Raw genomic sequence first — 20,593 nt, forward strand, 5'->3', positions numbered from 1 at the left:
AAAAATATTTTTATGCGTTGGATGATCGTATTGTTTTCCGTTATTGTTTTTGCTGCCTGCGGAACGAAGGAGCGCCTGGTGGAGAAGGTCTTCGTGGTCAATATCGTGCCCGGCGCGGATTCGCTGCGGCAATACCTCCAATACCATGAATCCGTTTGGCCGGAAGTGGAGCAGGGGTTTAGGAAAGCGGGATACCGCCAGATCCGCATGTTCCGCAGCCAGCATACACTGGTAATGGCGATCTCCGTGCCGGAAGGCGCCGATCTCGGTGAAATGGGGAAGAAAGCGGAAGCATCCGACCCGCGCTGTGCGGAATGGAACCGGCTGATGGCTGGCTACCAGCGCGGTGTGGAAGGTTCCCTGCCCGGGCAGACCTGGACGGAAGCATTGCCCTTCTATGATTTTGAAAACAAATGATCAACGGCCGGCGGAAGTGTCGTATTGCCGCATGAAATCCCGCGGAGAGAGGCCCTTCACTTCCTTGAAATGCTTGTTGAAATTGGATAGATTGTTATACCCGCTCATGTAACAGGCCTCCGTTACATTGTGCTTCTTTTCCAGCAGCAGCTTGGCCGCATGGCCAATGCGCACTTCCTTCACGAAATCGATCAGCGTACGGTTGGTCCGCGCCTTGAAATACCGGCAGAACGCCGCGGGCGACAACGGTAAAATATCGGCCACGGCCTTCAGTGAAATCTCTTCCCTGAAATGCTGGAAAATATAATCGAACACTTTATTGATCTTTTGCGCCTCGCCCGAGGATGCCACGGAATTGTAGAACGGCGAAGATAATACCCGCGCCTGGTCCGCATTGGCCAGCGTGTCCAGCAAACTGAGCATGAGCGCCACGCGCGCCATTCCGGTGGAAAACAGCATCTGCTGCATGATAAGCTTGGCCGTCTGGATGGTATAGCCCGAGAACGAAATCCCTTTCGCCGCGCGCGCAAACAACTCGTTGAGCTGCTTCGATTCGGGCTTCTCCAGGAACTGCTGCCCGAGGAAATCGGGAAAGAAATGGATCACGGTTGCCTGTGGCGGGATCATGGGGTCGAGCGTGGTGTAATACTGCCAGCAATGCGGCAGGTAACTCCCCAGCAACACCAGCTCCGTTCCCTCGAAATCTTCGATATGATCACCGATGAAACGCTTGCCGCTGCAGTTCTCCAGCAACGCGATCTCGAAGTTGACATGCGACTTCAGCGCGGTATATTTTTTTATTTCCAGTATCTCCGACCGTACGGTAAACGACTGGTCGGGCGGAAACGTGAAATTCTCATAAATGTATTGCATAAGTACCCTTCCTGGAATGAATCACTGTTGGTTTGTGGAATGTATCGTATTCAAATATACTGATTTGGACTGGTTTTGCAGTATAATAAATGTCTGACCGACAATTTAACCGTCCTGCAAAAAAAGCATAGTTAAAAGTCAAATTTAGGGTGGTGGGACGGGCGGCAGAATCGGAATTTTATACCATCGCCTGGATATAGGATCGCTTTTGCCACAAGAAAGGGCCGTCGGTAATTTTTCCACCTATACAATTCACTTTATGAATCAATCAAAATTTAAGCGCTGGATGCTGGGTTTGTTGTGCCTGGTCTTCTATTCCACGGGTATGTATGCGCAAGACAACATGCAAGTTAAAGGCGTAGTCACCGACTCTACGGGCGCGCCGCTGCCGGGGGCTACCATCAGCCAGACCGGCGGAGAAAAGAAAAACATGGCGGCCGACGAAGAAGGCCGGTTCACCATGAGCGTTCCCATGAACGCCAAACTCCGTATTTCCATGACGGGCTTCGAAAGTACGATCGTGACGGTTACCGGGCCAACACTCCGCGTAATTTTGAAAAGCACCGCCACTACCATGAAAGATTTCGTAGTGACGGGGTACGGCTCACAACGCAAAGACCTTGTGACCGGATCGGTAGCCACCATGAAGATGGACGAAGACCGCCGCAATTTCCCGACCACGTCGGTCGCTAACCTGCTGGCGGGCCAGTTCCCCGGCGTTTCCGTTTCCACGCCGTCTGGCATTCCCGGATCGGCCCCTTCGGTAAGGGTGCGCGTGGGCACTTCTTTCAATAACCAGTCCGCATTGTTCGTAATCGACGGTATTATCGCTACGGCAGACGATTTCAATAACCTCGCGGCCAACGACATCGACAACATTTCGGTGCTGAAAGATGCGGCGGCAGCTGCCGTGTATGGTGCCCGCGCGGCCGGTGGCGTTATCGTCATCACAACGCGCCGCGGCGCGTTGGGGCTGGCGCGCATCAACTATTCCTACAACACCGGTTTCTCCAAAGAGGGAAAAACGCCGAGCGTACCAACGCCATCGAGACCGGTGAAATCTACAACCGCCTCAATCCCGGTTCCAGCTCCATGTGGTCGCAGTCCGATTTCGACTATTTCAAAAAGATCAATAACGGTTGGGGATACGATCAGCTGAACGAAGTGTACAACGATCCCAACATTTCGTCGCACAACCTCAGCGTGAGCGGGGGCAGCGAAAAAATCAAATACTTTGTGTCCGGCGCATACGTGAAGGAAGACGCCATCATGAAGAACCTGACTTACGACCGCTACAATTTCCGCGCAAACCTCACGGCCGACATTACGCCCAGGCTGCAGGCATTTACCAGTGTGCAGCTGTACAACGGTCTTACCTACGGACCGCCGAATACCGCTGTGGCGGCCAATCCTAACGATCTCTACCGCAAACAGCTCCTGTGGCAGCCCGAGCAGCCGATCTGGACAGACGGCGGCAACCCGATCGATTATGGCTGGATCGCCAACGTGGGCGCGGAAACCCGTGGCGACGGCGGCTATATCAAACGTAACTGGCTCTCGCCCACGATCAACGTGCGTTTGCAGTACAAGCTGCCCGGCATCCCCGGATTGTCGGCCACCGGCCAGTTCTTCAAGTCGTATTTCAACACGCGTGGAAAGGCTTTCGAAACGCTGTACGATATGTGGGTGATGAAAACCACCGGCGTAAGGCAGATCAGCACCAACGATGCAGACCGCATTGCGCTGAAGAAGTCTTCGCAGATCGGGAAATCCTATCTGCAGGAAAACTATTCCTGGATGTCGTCGCACACGCTGAACTTCGCCCTGAACTACGACAGCACTTTCGGGCTTCATCATGTGAAAGCGATGTTGCTGTATGAAAAATCGGATTGGTCGGCCGGCGGTATCACCTCCTCGCGCGACAACTTTCCGGTGATCGTGAAAGACCAGTGGTGGGCTACGAGCGGCGACCGGCTGGATTCCTACAACGGCGGTAACACCGAACAGAACAATGGCCGCCGCTCCTGGGTGGGCCAATTAAGCTATGATTTCGATGAAAAATATATCGCGGCGTTCAGCTACCGGTACGACGGTTCCATGCAGTTCGCTCCGGAAAGGCGCTGGGGCTTCTTTCCCTCCGTTTCCGCCGGCTGGATCATTTCCAAAGAGAAGTTCTTCTCGGGCGTGAACGGCATCCAGTTCCTGAAACTGCGTGCGTCTACAGGCCTCACCGGGAACGATCTCGTGGGTGGATGGCAGTGGCAGCAGTCGTACGCAAGCGGCAACTCCGCATTTTTCGGGACGGATCCCAAAACCAATGTGGGCGTAACGTACGGCCCGATCGTGAACAAAGACCTGACCTGGGAGAAATCGCTGAGCCACAACCTCGCACTGGAAGCCAACTTCCTCGATCACTACACCGCCACGCTCGAATTCTATAAAGTAAAAACCTACGATATCCTCGGCAAGCGCCTCGCTTCGGTGCCGCCCACCTTCAGCCGCTCCCTGCCCGACGCCAACTATGGCGAAATGGAATCGAAAGGGGTGGAGCTGAGCCTCGGTATGAACCGTACCATAGGTGATTTCAAATATTACGTGAACGCCAACGCGGGATATGGCGTGGCCAAATACAATATCCGCGACGAAAACATTTCCTACCCCTGGCAGAAAACCGTTGGCAACAACGTAAACCGGGTGGTGACGCGCGTGGTGACGGGTATGCTGCGCACACAGGCGGACGTAGACGCGTTCGTGTCCAAGAACCCGGACTATAAGTATTACGGGATCGCTCCGCAGCCTGGACAATTGACCTACAAAGACATCAGCGGGCCCAACAATACGCCTGACGGTATGATCGACGACTGGGACTTTGAAGTGGTGAAAGCCAACAGTAACCCCGTTACCGTGGGCCTGAACCTGGGCGCGGAATGGAAAGGTTTCGGGCTGCAGGCTTCCTTCGGCGGCAACTTCCGCCAGTACCGGATGGTCAACAACCTGGTAGACGGCAACGTGGAATGGAACCGTATGTGGCGTGAATGGTACACCGATGGCTGGACGCCTGAGAACCCCAACGCCGGGCTGCCCCGCCGCTATTCCGCGAACGACGGCACCCGCAGGGTGACCAACGATGCGAGCACCTTCTGGAACAAGGAAGCCAGCTTCCTGCGGCTCCGCTTCCTGGCGGCTTCCTACAGCCTGCCTTCGTCGCTCACCAGCAAAGTGGGCATCAGCGGACTGAAGTTCTTCTTCAACGGCAGCAACCTGTTCGTCATCAGCAAATTCGGGAAGCAATACTACGATCCCGAAATGGCGGACGGTTTCACCTATCCCATCATGAAAGCGTTCAACTTCGGCGCCGTTCTTTCCCTGTAATCACCAAATTCCGCAATTATGAAATTCAGCAATAAACTACTCACGATCATGCTCGCAGGCGCGGCGGCGCTCGGCAGCCAGGCCTGCAAGAAAGGGCTCGATTACGAAAACAATAACAACCTGAACCCGGAAACCGTCTGGCAGGATTCGGCGATGATCAAGGCGTTCCTCAGCGATATCTACGGGCGCATGATGCCGGGGTGGCCCTTCAACGGCAACAGTTCGGACGAGGGGATGAGCAATGTGCGCAGCATGCCCGACTACAACCGGGGCATCATCTCCGTATCGTCTACCACTTCCGGGTTGAACTACGATCAGATCGACCGGATCAATTTCTTCCTCGATCACCTGGCCGAATTACAGGCCGGCGTGCTTTCTCCTGTCACCAACCAACGTCTGCAGGGCGAAGCGAAGTTCTGGCGCGCCTGGGCGTATTTCGGAATGGTGAACAACGTGGGCGGTGTGCCGCTCATCCTCAAAACGCAGGACGTAACGAATGTGGAAGCGCTGTTCGTGGCCCGCAACAAAACGTCGGAATGCATCGCGCAGATCGTAAAAGACCTGGACGACGCTATCGCGGCGCTCCCGGGCGTGTATCCCAACGCAGCGCAGGATTATGGCCGCATCACGAAGGTGGCGGCGATGGCGTTCAAAGGGAAGGTATTGATGCAATGGGCCAGCCCGCTCTTCAACCCCACCAACGATCAGGCGCGCTGGCAAGCCGCTTATACGGCCACCAAAGCGGCGATGGACGAAGCCGTGGCACAGGGGCACGCGCTGCACCCGAACTTCAGGAAGATCTGGTCGGAGGAAAGGAACAAGGAAGTGATCATGGTGAACCAGTTCCTCTATCCCAACCATCCCAACAATTTCAACAGCATCCGGCCCGAACCGCTGACCAAAGACGCGTCGAACACCAACCAGCCCATCCTTTCGCTGCTGCTGGCTTTCCCGAAACGCGACGGTTCGCCCATGCTGCTGGATAAGGCGCAGCTGGACAATGATGCCTACAACGCACAGTTCCTCACCGATTTCTACACCAACCGCGACGACCGGTTCTATAGCACCGTGTTCTGCGGCGGAACACCATATCCCACACCCGATGAAGTGGCGCCGATCTACGTGAAAGGCAACAGCTTCTGGAACGTCTGGAAATACGACGCCGGCCAGGCCAAATTCGTGAATATGCTCAACGTGATCCACCCCTCCATGCCCGGGAACCCCAGCATCACAGGGTTCTTCCAGCGGAAAGGACTGGACACCACGGTGACGGCGGGCCTCGGTGGACAGGCACAGACCGACTGGGTGGAGATCCGCTTCGCCGAAGTAATGATGAACTACGCCGAATGCGCCAACGAAACCGGCCGCACCGCGGAAGCCATCCAGGTGATGAAAGACATCCGCAAACGCGCCGGCATCACGCCAGGAGCGGGAGATACCTATGGCATCACGGCCACCACGAAGAACGACGTGCGCGAGGCGCTGATCGCCGAACGTTTCGCGGAATTCGCATACGAAAACAAGCGCTTCAACGACCTCCGCCGCTGGAAACGGTACGATATCCTCAATAACCAGGGCTTCCGCCATGGCTTGTACATCACCATCAAAGACGGGCAAATGGTATCGCCGGCGGATAACATCATGACGGCCTCCGTTCGCGCGAAATTCTCCGCCAAATTCATCGATAATCTCGATAACGACCCGAACTACAAATTCAATCTCGACCTGAACCACTGGTTCTACGCACTGCCCGAAAGCCAGTTGTCGCAATCGAAAGGCATGCTGAAGCAGAACAAGGAATGGGGCGGCGAGTTCGATCCCCTGCAATAACGGGAGTAAATGACGACCGATACAGCCGGCAAAAACTGGAAGCATATCACACGTCACATAGAGATCAATTGCTGGCTGGGCGCGGCGCTGACGGATGTTTCCGTCGGCGCCGGCGCTTTCGGTAAACACCTGAGATAAGAAGATCACGCCACGTTTACAGTAAACGCAAACAAGTTTGGTTGAATTGTACTGGTTAAGTCCAACGGGTGGATCAGTTGGTTGCTGACACTGAACACCTGAAGAAAAACGGTACTGCCGTTCCCGGCGGTATATTATTCACACATTAACAAAGAAACGATGATAAGCAAAGTGAAATGGCTAAGTGTGTGGTTGATGGCGGGCTGGACGGCAATCGCCTGTGCGCAGCAGGCAGCGCCGCCGGCCGCCGTTGGCCCGTTGAACAGCGGGCTGAATGTCAGCCTGCAACAATATGAAGGCACAAATGTGCAGCAATCCTTACCGTTCAAAAACGGGAACGTGCTGGTAGATGGCATCAACGTCTGGCAGCTCGATTGGAAAATGAAACCCGCGGCAGACGGCGCGATCGATGTGGCGCTCGGTTGCAGGCTGCTGAAGGGAAAAGCGACGGCCACCGCGCTGGTGGTGGACTTCGTTTTCGGGGACTGGCGGGAAGACAATTACGTGTTGGTGCCGGGGATCGTCTACAACGGCAACCGTTACCGCGCCATCGGCAACGGGTACAATCCGCAGTACCCGAAAGACATGTACTTCAATCCCGGTGCGCCTTTGACGATCTCCAACAACCCGCGCCTCGCGCTGCCGGGGGAAAGTAACTCGTTCCTGGAGCTGCAATCTACCAACACCGCGGCTCCCGGCATGAGCTTTTACGCGCCCGGAACGGGCCAGAGCTGGTTCGTGCTCATGGAGCAGCAGACCCGGTTCGGCAATAACGGCATATCGATATTCGAAAATCAGCATCGCGACACCTGCACTTTCCGGATCACGGCCCCCGCCATGCGCACGCGCGCCGCGGGGTTCGGGGATTTCCACGTCAGCGGCGACAAAGCGCCGGATTGGTCGGCCGGCGATGAAGTGGTGTTGCGTTTCAAGATATACGGAAAGAAATCGGAAGGGATTCCCGGTCATCTCCGGCATTTCATGGAAATCCGGAAATCGGTGACGGGGCCGAATGAACCGAGAAACCTCGTGCCCATGAGTAAACTGGCGCAATTGGGGACAGACATCTGCCGTGGCAATTTCACGGAAACGAAAGCCGGGAAGTACTATCTGCCGGAAAACAGCCGGCATTTCCAGTTGGGATGGGTGAGCGGGATGATCAATACTTTCCCCATGCTGGCGCTGAACGATCCGCTGGAAAGAAGCCGGGTAGCGGAAGAACTGGATTTTATCGTGTCGAAGATGCAGGGCAGGAGCGGATATTTTTATGGATTTATTTCGGAGGACGGGAAACTGGGGACGGAGAAAGCACATCCTGATTTTCCGGAGCTCCAGGCGATGGTGCGCAAAAACGGGGACGTATTGTTCTGGCTCATGAAACACCTCCTGCTGCTGAAAGCCCAGGGGCATGGGAGCATCATCAACCCGCAATGGGAAACGGCTGCGCAGCGGTTGGCCGCCGCTTTCGTGACAACCTGGAAAGCCCATGGCGAATTCGGGCAATACATTGTTCCGGAAACGGGCGCTGTGGCGGTCTTTAATTCGTCTGCCGGCGCCATCGTGCCGGCGGGCCTCGCGTTGGCCGCCGATTACTTCAACCGGCCGGATTGGCTGGCGGTGGCCGGTGATGCCGCAGCGTTTTATTACCGGCGTGATGTGGAACAGCGCGGCTTTACCAGCGGCGCCTGCGGCGATATTTCGCAGGACGCAGATTCCGAAACCGCTTTCGGGTTCATGGAATCGCTCATGGCGATGTACCGCTACACCGGAAAAGCGGTCTGGCTGGAGCGCGCCAAAGCGCAAGCCGCCCTTTGCGCCTCCTGGACGCTGGCCTACGATCCCGTTTTCCCGCCGGGCAGCGCCATCGCGAAGCTGGGCGGCCGCATGGCCGGGGGCGTTTGGGCCAGCAGCCAGAATAAACACGCGGCACCGGGCGTTTGTACTTCCTCCGCCGATCACCTTTTCAAACTATTCCGCGCCACCGGAGACCGTCACTACGCGGATCTCCTCCGCGACATCCAGCATGCCCATACCGAAGCCGTGAACATGCCGGGGCACATCACTACCAATTATCTCATCGGCAGCAGCATGGAGCGCATCCAGCCCAGCGATGCGGAAGGCGCCGGGGCTATCGGCAACTTCATCCATACCCGCAACTCCTGGACGGAAACCAACGGCATCCTCATGGCCATGGAAATTCCCGGGATATATGTGCGCCCCGGCGAAGGTTTGCTGTACGTGTTCGATCATGTGAAAGCGGAAAAGCTGGCGGAAGACAAATCCTCCGTCACCCTGCGCCTCACCAACACAACGCCTTACGACGCCGCGGTCTCTGTTTTTGCGGAGAACGCCCGCCAGGCGCGGACGGCCATGGGGTACACACAATTTATGCAATGGCCGAAAGTATCCGTACCTTCCGGTGGGGCCACGAAGGTGAAGGTCAACAGCAGCGGCGACATCCAAATGCTGGCTGATCGGTAATTACATCAAACGATACGCTATCCCCGAACCCTTATCAGCATGAAGAAAAAAATACTTTCCATCGCCTGCGCAATGCTTTGCATCTGCCAGGCCAACGCCCAAACGAAACCGCCCGCCTCCAAAGTCACGGATGTCTGGATCGTCGTGAAAAGTCATTTCGACCTGGGCTTTACCGACCTGGCGGAAAACGTATTTCACCGCTACCGCACGGAAATGATGGACAATGCGCTGAAAGTGATCGATCAAAACCGCGATCTGCCGGCTTCCCACCGGTTCGTGTGGACCGTTCCGGGATGGCCTTTGCAGGCGCAGATGCTCGGTCCGCAGCAGGATGCGGAGCGGAGGGCGAAAATAGAAAAGGCGGTGAAGGAAGGTTTTATCGCGGTGCATGCCCTGCCTTTCACGACGCATACGGAATCGCTGGACCTGGCAGACCTCGTGCGCGGGCTCACCTTCGCCGCCAACATCAACCGGAAATATAACCGCCCGATCCCCATCGCTGCAAAAATGACGGACGTGCCTTCGCACAGCTGGGTAATGCCCGTTTTGCTGCACCATGCCGGCGTGAAATTCCTCCACATCGGCGTTAACCCCGCCAGCCAGTATCCCCGCGTTCCGCAGCTGTTTTGGTGGGAAGGGCCAGACGGATCGCGCGTGTTGTGCGGGTACACCATCGATTACGGCAGCAGCCTGTTGCCGCCCAGGGATTGGCCTTGCAGGAATTATTTGTCCATGATCATGGCGGGCGACAACCACGGTCCGCCGGCCCCTTCGGAAGTCGATAAATGGCGGAAGGAATATGAGGAAAAGATGCCCGGCGTCCGCGTCCATTTCGGCACGCTCGACGATTTTGCCGCGGCCGTGCTGGCAGAGCAGCCGCAATTGCCCGTTGTGAAAGGCGATATGCCCGACACGTGGATCCATGGCTTCATGTCTATGCCGCAGGCGTCCAAAACCGCGCGGAACCTGCGCCCGCTCGAGCCCGCCCTCCAAAGTTTCGATACGCAGCTGCGCAACTGGGGCCTCCGGCCCGGCGATCTACGCGATTCCCTCAGCAAAGCCTACGAACAAAGTTTATTGTATAGCGAACACACCTGGGGCATGAACGCGGAATACGGTCCGCGGCGCCTGTACGGCAATGAATGGAAAAAGTGGCTGGATGAACTGGAAAAGGAACCCATGCCCGAAAACGGCGACTACGCGAAACTTCCGCGCGGCAGCAAACGCAAATGGATGCAGTCTTACGAAGACCACCGCAATTACGCCCGCAACGCCGCCCGCATCGTAGACCGTGAAATGGAAAGCCGCATGGCCTTGCTCGCCGCGTCCGTAAAATCGGATGGGAAAAGCGTGGTAGTGTATAACGGGCTTCCCTGGAAACGGTCGGGCATGGTGGCCGTAGACGGAAATGAAATCTGGGTGGAAGATGTTCCGGCCATGGGTTACAAAACCATTCCGTACAAACCCGCCGCTTCCCGCGCAATGAAAACCGGCAACCGGATCGAGACGCCGTATTTCCTCGCAACTTTCGATCTGGAAAAAGGCGGGATCAGGTCTTTGATCGATAAATCGACCGGGAAAGAAATGGTGGACCCAAATTCCGGATATGCCCTCGGACAGTTTTTGCACGAACGGTTCAGCAGCCACGAAGTGTACGATAGGTTCTTCAACAAATATTCCCGCATAAAAGATGGCTGGGGTCTGAACGATATCGGCAAGCCCGGCATGCCAGATTCCAGCCAGGTTCCGTACCAGGCCACTACGCCCGCCGGTTGGGTTTTGACCCATCAGCAGTCGGCCGTGGAAGACAGGGTGATGCTGACCGCCGGTGATAGCAAAGGCCTGGCGAAAGGGTATACCATCCAGTTTATTTTCCCGCGGAACAGCGCCTGGATCGATGTGGAATGGGAAGTGTCGGAGAAAACGCCCGACAAGCACCCGGAAGGCGGCTGGCTGTGCTTTCCGTTCCTTATCCGGCAGCCGGAATTTGTGGTGGGGAGATTGGGAGCGCCCATCCATCCTGCCACCGACATCATTCCCGGTACCAACCGTCATCTGCTGGCGGTGACCACGGGCGTGGAGATCCGTGGAGATGGCGTGGGAGCAGGCCTTTGCCCCATCGATGCGCCGCTGGTTTCGCTCGGTGAGCCTGGACTCTGGCGGTGGACGATGGACGCGGTGCCCGAAAAGCCATACGTTTTCGTGAACCTCTACAATAACATGTGGAATACGAATTTCCCGTTATGGCAGGATGGGAGCTGGAGCGAGCGGGTGCGCATCTGGCCCGTATCCGGCAACGAACAGCCGACTGCAAACCTGGCTGTTCAATCCTGGGAAGCCCGTTTGCCGCTCCTGGCCGCTGTTGCAGGCAATCAGCAAGGCGCGCTGCCGGCCACCAAAGAAGGATTATGGCTTTCCCGCAAAGGCACGCTGGTTACCGCGTTCGGGCCAGACGCCAATGGCCACAGCGGCACACTGCTCACCGTTTGGGAACAGGCGGGATTATCGGGGATGATAACGGTCCATTTGCCGGAAGGGAAAACGTGGAAGAAAGCCATCCCGGTAGATCTGCGGGGAGAAAAATTGTTGCGGGACGCGATCCCGGTAAAGGCACGGCAGTTTACTTTCAGCCTGAACAAATATGCGCCGGCCAGTTTTATTTTGCAGTAAACCAGTACAGAAGATACGCACCCTCCGAATTCCGGGGGTGTTTTATTAGCGGGCTATTACAGCGTATAGGCGAGCTCGTCTTTCACTTCCGCCATCACGAAACTGCTCTGCACCGTGAGCACATTGGGTAATTTGGCGAGTTTTTCGGTGATGAATTTGTGATACGCGTTCATATCGGCCACCACGATCTTCAGGTGGTAATCATAGGTGCCGGTCATATGATGGCAGGACATGACCTCCTCGAACCGGGAAACGGATTGCTGAAAAGCATGCAGCAATTCTTCGGCATGCTCTTTCAGTTGCACACTGGTGAATGCCATGAGGGAACGGTTGATGAGATGCCTGTCTACGATCGCCATATATTTTTTGATGTATCCGCTTTCTTCCAGTTTCTTCCTGCGCAGCAGCACGGGCGTTACGGATTTGCCGAGCTTGTCGGCCAGCTCTTTGTTGCTGAGCCGGGCGTCGTGTTGCAGGAGCGTAAGTAACCGCAGGTCGGTTTTGTCTAATTGCATGATGCAGGTAGTTGAAAATTGCTTTGGATGGGCCAAAAATAGTCAAAAAGACTGTTTCACCGTCCGCAGCGCCGCTATTTAGCTATTTTCTACTGCCGCGCCCGCTGCATCTTGTTTTCCCATCCGCCAACAGCCAGCTTTGCAGGAAAACGATCCAATGATAAAATCTCCCGAAACCGCGATGATGGGGCATGGCTACAAGCCCGAGCTCAGTGAAGGCGCCGTAAAGCCGCCGGTATTCCTCACCTCCACGTTCGTATTCCACACGGCCGAAGAAGGCAAGGATTTCTTTACCATGGCGCACGGCCATACACCCGCGCAGGAACGGGAAATGGGCCTTATCTACAGCCGGATCAACAATCCCAACATAGAAATCCTGGAAGAGCGCATCCGGCTGTGGGACGGCGGTGCAGACGCCGCGGCCTTTTCCAGCGGCATGAGCGCCATTTCCACCACCATGATGGCCTTCCTCAAACCCGGAGATTTCATCCTGTTCAGCAATCCCCTCTACGGCGGCAGCCATAAATTCATCCAGCATTTTCTCAAAGAACTGGGGATCGGCACGATCGGTTTCAGCGCGGGCGACAGCTTTGAAAGCATCGTTGGCCAGGTAGCAGCGGCCGGCGCCGCCGGGAAACTGAAAATGATATTCGTGGAAACGCCCGCCAATCCTACAGGTGAAGTGATTGACGTCAGGATGTGCAGCGAGCTGGCCAAACATTTTTCGACGGAAGATAAGCCGGTGCTGCTGGCGGTCGATAACACCTACATGGGGCCGTTATGGTCGCGCCCGCTGCAATTCGGGGCAGACATCGTGCTGTATTCCGCCACCAAGTACATCGGCGGCCACAGCGACGTGATCGCCGGGGCTGCGGTGGGCGGCAAATCCATCATCCAGTCCATCAAAGCGGCCAGAACGTTCTTCGGCACCATCATCGATCCCCACCCGGCCTGGATGCTCCTGCGCAGCCTGGAAACCCTCAAGCTCCGGATGGACGCCGCCGCGCAAAATGCCGCGCACATCGCCGCGTTCCTGCAAAATTACCCGGGCGTGGAAAAAGTCTATTATCCCGGATTGCGGACGGGGATGTCTGAAAGGCAGCAGCAGATTTATGCGGAACAATACACCAGCTTCGGCGCCATGGTCAGCTTCGACGTGGCGGGCGGGGAGCCGGCGGCATTCCGCTTCCTCAACGCATTGCGGCACATCAAGCTGGCCGTGAGCCTCGGCGGCACGGAAAGCCTCGCGCAGCACCCCTGGTCCATGACGCATTCGGGCGTGCCGGAATCGGAAAAACTGCAATACGGAATTACGGAGGGAATGGTGCGGCTGAGCGTCGGGATCGAGCACCACGAAGATTTAATCCGCGACATGGAACAGGCGCTGCATGCAGCGCGACTGTAAACTTACTTCCGGAGGATCTTTTCCATGGCTTTGCCTTTCGCCAGTTCGTCGATCAGTTTGTCGAGATACCGGGCCTGACGCATCGTTTTGTCTTCGATGTCTTCCACCCGGTATCCGCAAATCATGCCTTTGATCAGGGAAGCGTTGGGATGGATGCGGGCCTGGCCGTAGAAATCTTCGAAATTGGTTTTGTTGTCGAGATGTTGCTGGAACGTTTTTTCATCATATCCCGTCAGCCAGAAAATGATTTCGTCCACCTCGGCCTTCGTCCGCCCTTTCTTCTCCGCTTTCGTGATGTAATGCGGATAGACGCTGGCGAACGACATTTTTTTGACTCTTTCGGTGTTGTCTTTCATTTTGATACGCTTTTAAACGGTGAAGCCGCCGTCAATTTACAAAATATCTCAAAAACCGATCGCCCTTCCCGTTCCGCCGGAAGGGCGTTTTTATGTCCGTTAGCCAGCCGTACATTTTAACTTGCAGATATTATCGCATATAAATCGATGATAATTTATGGGATGCGGTCAAAAGAATTTTCCCGGCTTGCGAAAATGGAGTAATTTATAAGGAGATCTCCTGCAATCCTGCGTTCGCCGTAAAATTGCAGCAGGCCCCAGCATAACTTCCCGTCAACCGGTTCAACCTTGAAAGATCGACCATCTTTTAAATCATGAATGCATGTTAGCAAAACTGTACCGCTTCCACGACGGCCGGGTTTTTCTGTCGGAAGGCGACCCCGAAATGGACCCGGCATCCTGCAACCTTGTACTGTGTTTCGCCGATAAGCAACACCTGGAGACCGATTATCTGCACAACGCGCTGCGCGGTTATTTCCCTGCGGCGGAAATCGTGCTGTGTTCCACTTCCGGGGAAATCAGCGGCCCGGCGGTGACGGATGGCGGCGTATCCATCGTTGCGCTCCGGTTCGATCATACAGCCTTGCAGGCGCAATGCGTCAACATTTCAGCGTATGCAGACAGCTTCGGCGCCGGCCGCGGCCTGGCGGATCGCTGCCTGCGCGATGGCGTTCCACCGAAATACCTGCTCGTGGTGAGCGATGGCAGCTTCGTAAACGGGACAGACCTGCTCAACGGCATCCATGCCGCGCCGGGATGGGAGCAGGTGCTGGTGACCGGGGGGCTAGCGGGCGACGGGCTCCGCTTTTCCTCCACGCTCGTTGGCCTTAACGCCCCGGCGCAGCAGGGCAACATCGTCGGCATCGGGTTTTTCGGCGATAAATTGGCCGTAGGTCACGGCTCCAAAGGCGGATGGGACACCTTCGGGCTGGAAAAGGTGGTGACGCGGTCGGACCATAACGTGCTGTACGAGCTCGACGGCGTCAATGCACTGTCGGTATATAAACGTTACCTCGGCCCCGATGCTTCCGGGCTGCCGGGTGCCGCGCTGCTTTTTCCGCTGGCGGTAGTGCTACCCGATACGGGAGAGGCCGTGGTGCGGACGATTTTGTCGGTGGATGAGGAAGCCGGTACCATGACCTTCGCGGGCGATATTCCCGTAGATTCCCGCGCCCGCTTCATGCGCGCCAATTTCGACCGGCTCATCAACGCTTCGCATGGCGCTGCGCTGAATGCCACCTTGCCAAACGGCGCCTCCGGGCCGCAATACGCCCTTCTCATCTCCTGCGTAGGCCGGAAAGTGATCCTGCGCGATCGTATCGAAGAGGAGGTAGACGCGGTGATCGATCAGTTCGGCGGGCAATGCGTCATGTCGGGCTTTTATTCTTATGGCGAGCTGTCGCCCAACGTGCCGGGCGGCAAATGCCAGTTGCACAATCAAACGATGACCATAACCACCTTCTATGAAATGGAGTAAACTGCTGGAAAGACAATTGTCCAAATACGCGCCGCCCCAAATCATCGACGATCCCGGCTGCGAACGTTTCCTGCATGCGGTCAACGATTCCTACCTGGCGTACGAGCGCGATCTGGAACTGTCTGAAAGGGCGTTCCGCATCAGCGAGGAAGAATATCAATCCCTCAACGGCAGGCTCTCCCGCGAGCTCGGCAACAAACAATTGTCGATCGTGCAGCTCCAGGACGCCGTGGTGCAACTTACCGGTTCTGAACTGGCCGCCGGTAAAGACGAGCTCCTCGATATCCTGGACGTGCTGAAAACGGAAATGATCAAACGGCGGAAAGTGGAAGCCGAACTGGCGGATACCGCTAACCGGCTCGCCCTGCTGATCGCCAACCTGCAGGCTGGCGTGCTGGTGGAAGACGAGCATCGTACCGCTGTGCTGGCCAATGCCAGCTTCTGCAGGATGTTCAATATTGCCGGAACACCGCTTGAAATGGTAGGCAGGGATTGTGAAAAAGCGACGGAGGAAAGCAGTTCGCTGTTTAAAGACCCCGCGGCACTGGTGGCCCGTATCCACCAGCTCATCCGGCAACAGGTGCCGGTCGTGAACGATGAATTGGAACTGGCAGACGGCCGGGTGTACGAACGCGATTACATCCCCTTGTTCATGGACGGCGTGTACCGCGGGCACCTGTGGCAGTGCCGCGACGTGACGATGCGGGTGGAAGCGGCGAATGCCGTGAAAAAAAACGAGGAAAAATACCGCAACATCATCGATAATATGAACCTGGGCCTGGTGGAAGTAGATACGCTCGGCATCATCCGTTTCACCAACCAGTGTTTTTGCGAAATGTCGGGCTACCAGGCAGACGAGCTGATGGGCCAGGACCCGTCCCTGCTTTTTTACGACGAAGCACAGGCACGGCTGCTGACCGAAAAAGGCCTTTTGCGCGAAAGCGGGGTTTCGGACGTATATGAGCTCGAGGTGAGGAATAAGCGCGGCGAGCCAAAGTGGTGGCTGATCAGCGGCGCCCCGAACTACGACGATGCAGGCAGGTTCACCGGTTCCATCGGCATTCATCTCGACATCACGGAACACAAGCAACTGGAATACGAATTAAGCCAGGCGCGCATCGCGGCGGAAGAGTCGTCACGGGTAAAGGAAGCTTTCCTGGCCAATATGAGCCACGAAATGCGGACGCCCATGAACGCCATCATCAACATGTGCCGGCAGCTGGCCCGCACGCAGCTCGATAACCGCCAGCGCATCCTGCTCGATACCATCGATACCGCGTCCGAACACCTGCTGGTCGTCATCAACGATATCCTCGATATCTCGAAGATAGAAGCCGGGAAACTGGAGCTGGAAACCATTCCCTTCCGGATTTACGATATGCTGAAAAACGTGCTGCTCGTTGTGCAGCCGAAGGCCGACGAAAAAGGCCTGTTGCTGAAACTCGAAGTGTCTTCACAGATGCATCCCGTGCTTACCGGCGATCCGCACCGCATCAGCCAGGTGCTGCTGAACCTCCTCAGCAACAGCATCAAATTCACCGATCGCGGTACCGTCACCCTGCAGGTAACGCCCAGCGGGATGAAAGACGGCCGGCAGACCATCGTTTTTTCCGTCCGGGACACCGGCGCGGGAATGGACGCGGAATTCCTGAAAAAAGTATTCGACAAATTCTCCCAGCAATACCGCGATACCGCGCGCAAATCCGGCGGCACCGGGCTGGGAATGGCCATCTGCAAACAGTTGGTAGAATTGATGGACGGCCAGATCAGCATCTTCAGCGAAATGGGCGTGGGCACGGAAGTTACCTTCTGGCTGTCCCTCGAAACTTCGACGGATGCGGCCGTGTATACGATTGATACCGAAATGCCCGACAAAGATGCGCTCAAAGGCAGCCGCATTCTCATGGCCGAAGACAATATCATGAACCGGCTGGTGGTGCGTACCATCCTGGAAGCCTACCAGGTGGAGCTGACGGAGGTGGAAAACGGTTACGAAGCCGTGCGGCAGCTGAAGGTGGCGGGGTACGATGTGGTGTTGATGGACGTGCAGATGCCCGTCATGAACGGTTATGAAGCCACTGCGCTCATCCGCAGGGAGTTGAAGCTGGATGTGCCCATCATCGCCCTCACCGCCAATGCCATCAAAGGGGAGAGCGACCGCTGCATCGAAGCGGGCATGACCGGTTTCGTGTCCAAACCTTTTGAAGAAAACGCCCTGATCCGGGAAATCGCCATCAGCCTGCAAAAAAATCAATTACGCCGTCCTGCTTCCCAAAGCAGCGATCCCCAGACAGCCGCGCCCGAAACGCTGTACGATCTCGCGAAGCTGCGGAAGATCAACGATAACACGGGTTTTATCACCCAGATGGTCAGGATGTTCCGCCAGCAGGCCGTAGTATCGGCAACGGAGATCCGGCAGGCTGTTGACGCCGGCAACTGGCCCGCGGTGCGCGCGGCCATCCACAAGGTCCGCCCGTCTGTAGACGCCATGGGGATCGCGGTGCTGGAAGCGGACCTGCTCGATCTGGAGCAGCATGCGGCGGATAACGATGCCTCGCGGCGGAAGTTGCAGCATGCGCTGGAAGTGCTGCTGCAGGCCGCGGAACAATTGCGCGGCCAGGAAGGATCGTTTGCAGATTAAGAAAGGTTAACGTACTAATATCCACCCTACGGAAATGCGAATGCCCTTCCATATTGCAGGAAGGGCATTTGCGTCAAATTCAGGCATTGGGAAGGGGATGCTACATCTTCCCAAAAACTTCCGCGAGTTTTTTATCCATTGCATCGTCATCTTCTCCGCCACCGCCGTACCGGCCAACGATCATGCCGTCGGGCCCGATGAGGATTTTGGTAGGCAGGGAATGAATGCCGTAGTAATCGCTGATATCTTCTGGATTAGGTTCGTTCTTCTCCCGCTTTTTCATATCCAGCCCGCGGAGCACATGTTTCCAGATACCGATCCCGTCTTGTTCCACGGCTTTTTTCCAGGCTTCGGGCTTACCGTCGTCGTCAGAAATGCCGATGATTTCGAAGCCTTTGTCTTTGTATTGCGCGTACAGCTTCTTCAGGTGTGGGTTGCCTTTGCGGCAGGGGCCGCACCAGCTGGCCCAGAAGTCGATGAGCACGTATTTCCCTTTGTAGTCGCTGAGGCTTAGGGTTTGCCCGTTGATATCCTGCTTCGTGAACACATGGGCCACGCTGCCGGGGGAGCCGCCGCGCAGGCCGTCCAGTTCTTTCTTGATTTCTTTCCCGAAACCGGTCTGCTGCAATGCCGGCGGCATTTTTTTCCAGGCGGTTTCAGCTTCGCGCAGCTGCATATTACCGATCCGGAAACGCAGCAGGTACACGCTCACGAAAGATGCGGGATGCTCGTCGATGAACTTTTTATCGATCGCGTCGATCTGTTCATAATACGGGTCCATCTTTTCTTTCACTTCGTCGAGCTGATGGATCATCCCTGCGAGCGTGGCGCTGTCTTTTTTCGCCCTGCGCGCTTCGATGTAGGCGTTGTTGAGTTTGTTGTACTCGTCAGACAGGGGCATGAGCTGGTCGTTCACCGATTTGCGGCGGGCTTCCAGCACGGCCATGTCGTTCTGCGGGCGGGAGCCTGTCAGTTTCACGTTGCGCAGTGCTCCTTTTTTCGCCGTCAGGCTCATTTTGGCCGGTTCGATGAAAAGGGTGGCGTAGTCGGCGTCGTAAGACATGAATTTTGGGTTCTCGAGCGAGAAGTGCCCTACGGTCGGGCCATCGAGTTGGCCGGTAAACGTGAACCGTCCGTTCTGGATGGCGGCGCTGTCGGTTTTGTGGTCGCCCTTGTTATTGGAATAATTCAGGTATGCGAATCCTTTGGAGAGCCCTTCCACCGTGCCATTGAGGGTGAAAGACTGTGCCTGTGCGCCGGTGATCACGAGGCTCGCTGCGATCAGCATCGGTATTTGTTTCATGATGCGGGTAGTTAGGTGGATGGATGCGAAATCAATTCAACAATTCTGCCAGTTTTTTATGCAAAGCCGCACCGCGGAGGTCTTTGGCCACAATGATCCCTTCGGGGCTCACCAGGAAGGTGGACGGGATCGCCTGGATGCCGTATTCCTGCGCCACGGAGTTTTTGAAACCTTTGAGGTCCGACAGCTGGATCCAGGGCATACCGTCGTCAGCGATGGCCTTTTTCCATTTCTCGCCGTCATCGTCCAGCGAAACGCCTACCACGGTGAAGTTTTTGTCTTTATAAGCGTTGAAAGCCTTGAGCACGTTGGGATTTTCCGCACGGCAAGGCCCGCACCAGCTGGCCCAGAAGTCGAGCAGCACGTATTTGCCTTTGAAATCGGAAAGCTTCACGGGTTTGCCGCTCACGTCGGGCTGCGTGAAATCGATCATCGGTTCGCCGATGGCGCTTTTTTTTAGGATGGCGATGCGCTCGGCGAGGCGGGTGCCGGTACCGGTTTTCTGCGCGGCGGGGTCGAGCAGCTGGTAAAGGCTGTCGAGCGTTTTGTATTCGCCTATCACAGCCATATCCTGCAGGAGGGATACGCTCACGGGGCTTTTCGGATGTTGTGCGATGTAGCTTTTCGTGATGGCGCGGCGCTGCGTCCGCAGATCGGTGGCTTTTACCTCGAGGATGGCCATGGCCGAATCGTTGTCCTTGATCTCGTTATAGTTGGCGTACAGCGCCTCTTCCTGGTCGGTGATCGGCTTCAGGGATTTGCGGTAGGCCATGTACTCATCATGACTGGCGGAGCCGGTAACATGGACGTCGGCCAGGGAATCGGCGTGGCCGGAAATTTTGATGTCAGCCCGTTCCAGAAACAGTTCCACATACCGCGTCGGGAACATGAGGTATACTTTTTCCGGTTCGGTCACATCGCCAGACCAGCTGAATTTGCCGTCTACCACGCGCATGGTGTCTGTCCGCGCCGAATCGGCCACGGGTACGGAAATATAGACCACGGAATCCTTGAGGCCGGTGATCTCGGCCGTGATGGTTGCCTTGGGTTTGTCTGCGGTGCCGCAGGCGTAAAACGCGGCGGCGAGTAAGCAGGGGAGGGTGCGTTTCATATGT

Annotated in this window: 15 protein-coding genes; 10 read left to right on the forward strand and 5 right to left on the reverse strand. The window is 56.2% G+C overall.

Features of this window, described 5'->3' with window-relative positions; genetic code table 11:
• Positions 1-12 precede the first annotated feature (12 nt).
• A complete protein-coding gene (locus tag WJU22_RS13950; RefSeq protein ID WP_341838796.1) occupies positions 13-417 on the forward strand; it encodes an L-rhamnose mutarotase in 405 nt (134 codons plus the stop codon).
• Here the strand turns inward: WJU22_RS13950 and WJU22_RS13955 are convergent, their stop codons facing one another.
• Complete coding sequence (locus WJU22_RS13955) at positions 418-1,290, reverse strand: AraC family transcriptional regulator (RefSeq protein WP_341838797.1); 873 nt, start codon at positions 1,288-1,290, stop codon at positions 418-420.
• 259 nt (positions 1,291-1,549) lie between these two features.
• On the opposite strand from WJU22_RS13955, the gene WJU22_RS13960 reads away from it, so the two are divergent.
• The 6 genes from WJU22_RS13960 (at position 1,550) to WJU22_RS13985 (ending at position 11,781) form a co-directional block, all read left to right on the forward strand.
• Entirely contained in the window at positions 1,550-2,449 is a 900-nt protein-coding gene (locus WJU22_RS13960) for a TonB-dependent receptor plug domain-containing protein (RefSeq protein WP_341838798.1), read from the forward strand.
• Positions 2,350-4,662: a SusC/RagA family TonB-linked outer membrane protein gene (locus WJU22_RS13965; protein ID WP_341843778.1), complete on the forward strand. Its 2,313-nt coding sequence runs from the start codon at positions 2,350-2,352 to the stop codon at positions 4,660-4,662. The genes WJU22_RS13960 and WJU22_RS13965 overlap by 100 nt, the downstream gene beginning before the upstream one ends.
• Positions 4,663-4,680: 18 nt before the next feature.
• Positions 4,681-6,492: a RagB/SusD family nutrient uptake outer membrane protein gene (locus WJU22_RS13970; protein ID WP_341838799.1), complete on the forward strand. Its 1,812-nt coding sequence runs from the start codon at positions 4,681-4,683 to the stop codon at positions 6,490-6,492.
• A 9-nt stretch (positions 6,493-6,501) separates the two neighbouring features.
• The gene (locus WJU22_RS13975; RefSeq protein ID WP_341838800.1) at positions 6,502-6,630 is read left to right on the forward strand and encodes a hypothetical protein; all 129 of its coding nucleotides are present in this window, start codon (positions 6,502-6,504) and stop codon (positions 6,628-6,630) included.
• A gap of 159 nt (positions 6,631-6,789) precedes the next feature.
• Positions 6,790-9,111 (forward strand): hypothetical protein, encoded by a 2,322-nt coding sequence (locus WJU22_RS13980; protein ID WP_341838801.1) that lies wholly within the window; start codon positions 6,790-6,792, stop codon positions 9,109-9,111.
• Positions 9,112-9,150: 39 nt separating this feature from the next.
• Positions 9,151-11,781 (forward strand): hypothetical protein, encoded by a 2,631-nt coding sequence (locus WJU22_RS13985; protein WP_341838802.1) that lies wholly within the window; start codon positions 9,151-9,153, stop codon positions 11,779-11,781.
• Positions 11,782-11,837: 56 nt separating this feature from the next.
• Here WJU22_RS13985 and WJU22_RS13990 read toward each other — a convergent pair whose 3' ends face one another.
• A complete protein-coding gene (locus WJU22_RS13990) occupies positions 11,838-12,296 on the reverse strand; it encodes an Lrp/AsnC family transcriptional regulator (protein ID WP_341838803.1) in 459 nt (152 codons plus the stop codon).
• A gap of 157 nt (positions 12,297-12,453) precedes the next feature.
• On the opposite strand from WJU22_RS13990, the gene WJU22_RS13995 reads away from it, so the two are divergent.
• The gene (locus tag WJU22_RS13995) at positions 12,454-13,701 is read left to right on the forward strand and encodes a cystathionine gamma-synthase family protein (protein WP_341838804.1); all 1,248 of its coding nucleotides are present in this window, start codon (positions 12,454-12,456) and stop codon (positions 13,699-13,701) included.
• Positions 13,702-13,703: 2 nt separating this feature from the next.
• Here WJU22_RS13995 and WJU22_RS14000 read toward each other — a convergent pair whose 3' ends face one another.
• Complete coding sequence (locus WJU22_RS14000; protein WP_341838805.1) at positions 13,704-14,057, reverse strand: DUF2200 domain-containing protein; 354 nt, start codon at positions 14,055-14,057, stop codon at positions 13,704-13,706.
• Positions 14,058-14,379: 322 nt separating this feature from the next.
• Here WJU22_RS14000 and WJU22_RS14005 point away from each other — a divergent pair, with 322 nt between their 5' ends.
• On the forward strand, positions 14,380-15,534 hold the full coding sequence (locus tag WJU22_RS14005; protein WP_341838806.1) for an FIST signal transduction protein: 1,155 nt from the start codon (positions 14,380-14,382) through the stop codon (positions 15,532-15,534).
• Entirely contained in the window at positions 15,521-18,175 is a 2,655-nt protein-coding gene (locus WJU22_RS14010; protein WP_341838807.1) for an ATP-binding protein, read from the forward strand. Before WJU22_RS14005 ends, WJU22_RS14010 begins: the two co-directional genes overlap by 14 nt.
• A gap of 100 nt (positions 18,176-18,275) precedes the next feature.
• On the opposite strand, the gene WJU22_RS14015 is transcribed toward WJU22_RS14010, so the two are convergent.
• Entirely contained in the window at positions 18,276-19,478 is a 1,203-nt protein-coding gene (locus WJU22_RS14015) for a TlpA disulfide reductase family protein (protein WP_341838808.1), read from the reverse strand.
• A gap of 31 nt (positions 19,479-19,509) precedes the next feature.
• Positions 19,510-20,589 (reverse strand): TlpA disulfide reductase family protein, encoded by a 1,080-nt coding sequence (locus tag WJU22_RS14020; protein WP_341838809.1) that lies wholly within the window; start codon positions 20,587-20,589, stop codon positions 19,510-19,512.
• Positions 20,590-20,593 lie beyond the last annotated feature (4 nt).

Source organism: Chitinophaga caseinilytica (genome assembly GCF_038396765.1).
Taxonomy (GTDB): domain Bacteria; phylum Bacteroidota; class Bacteroidia; order Chitinophagales; family Chitinophagaceae; genus Chitinophaga; species Chitinophaga caseinilytica.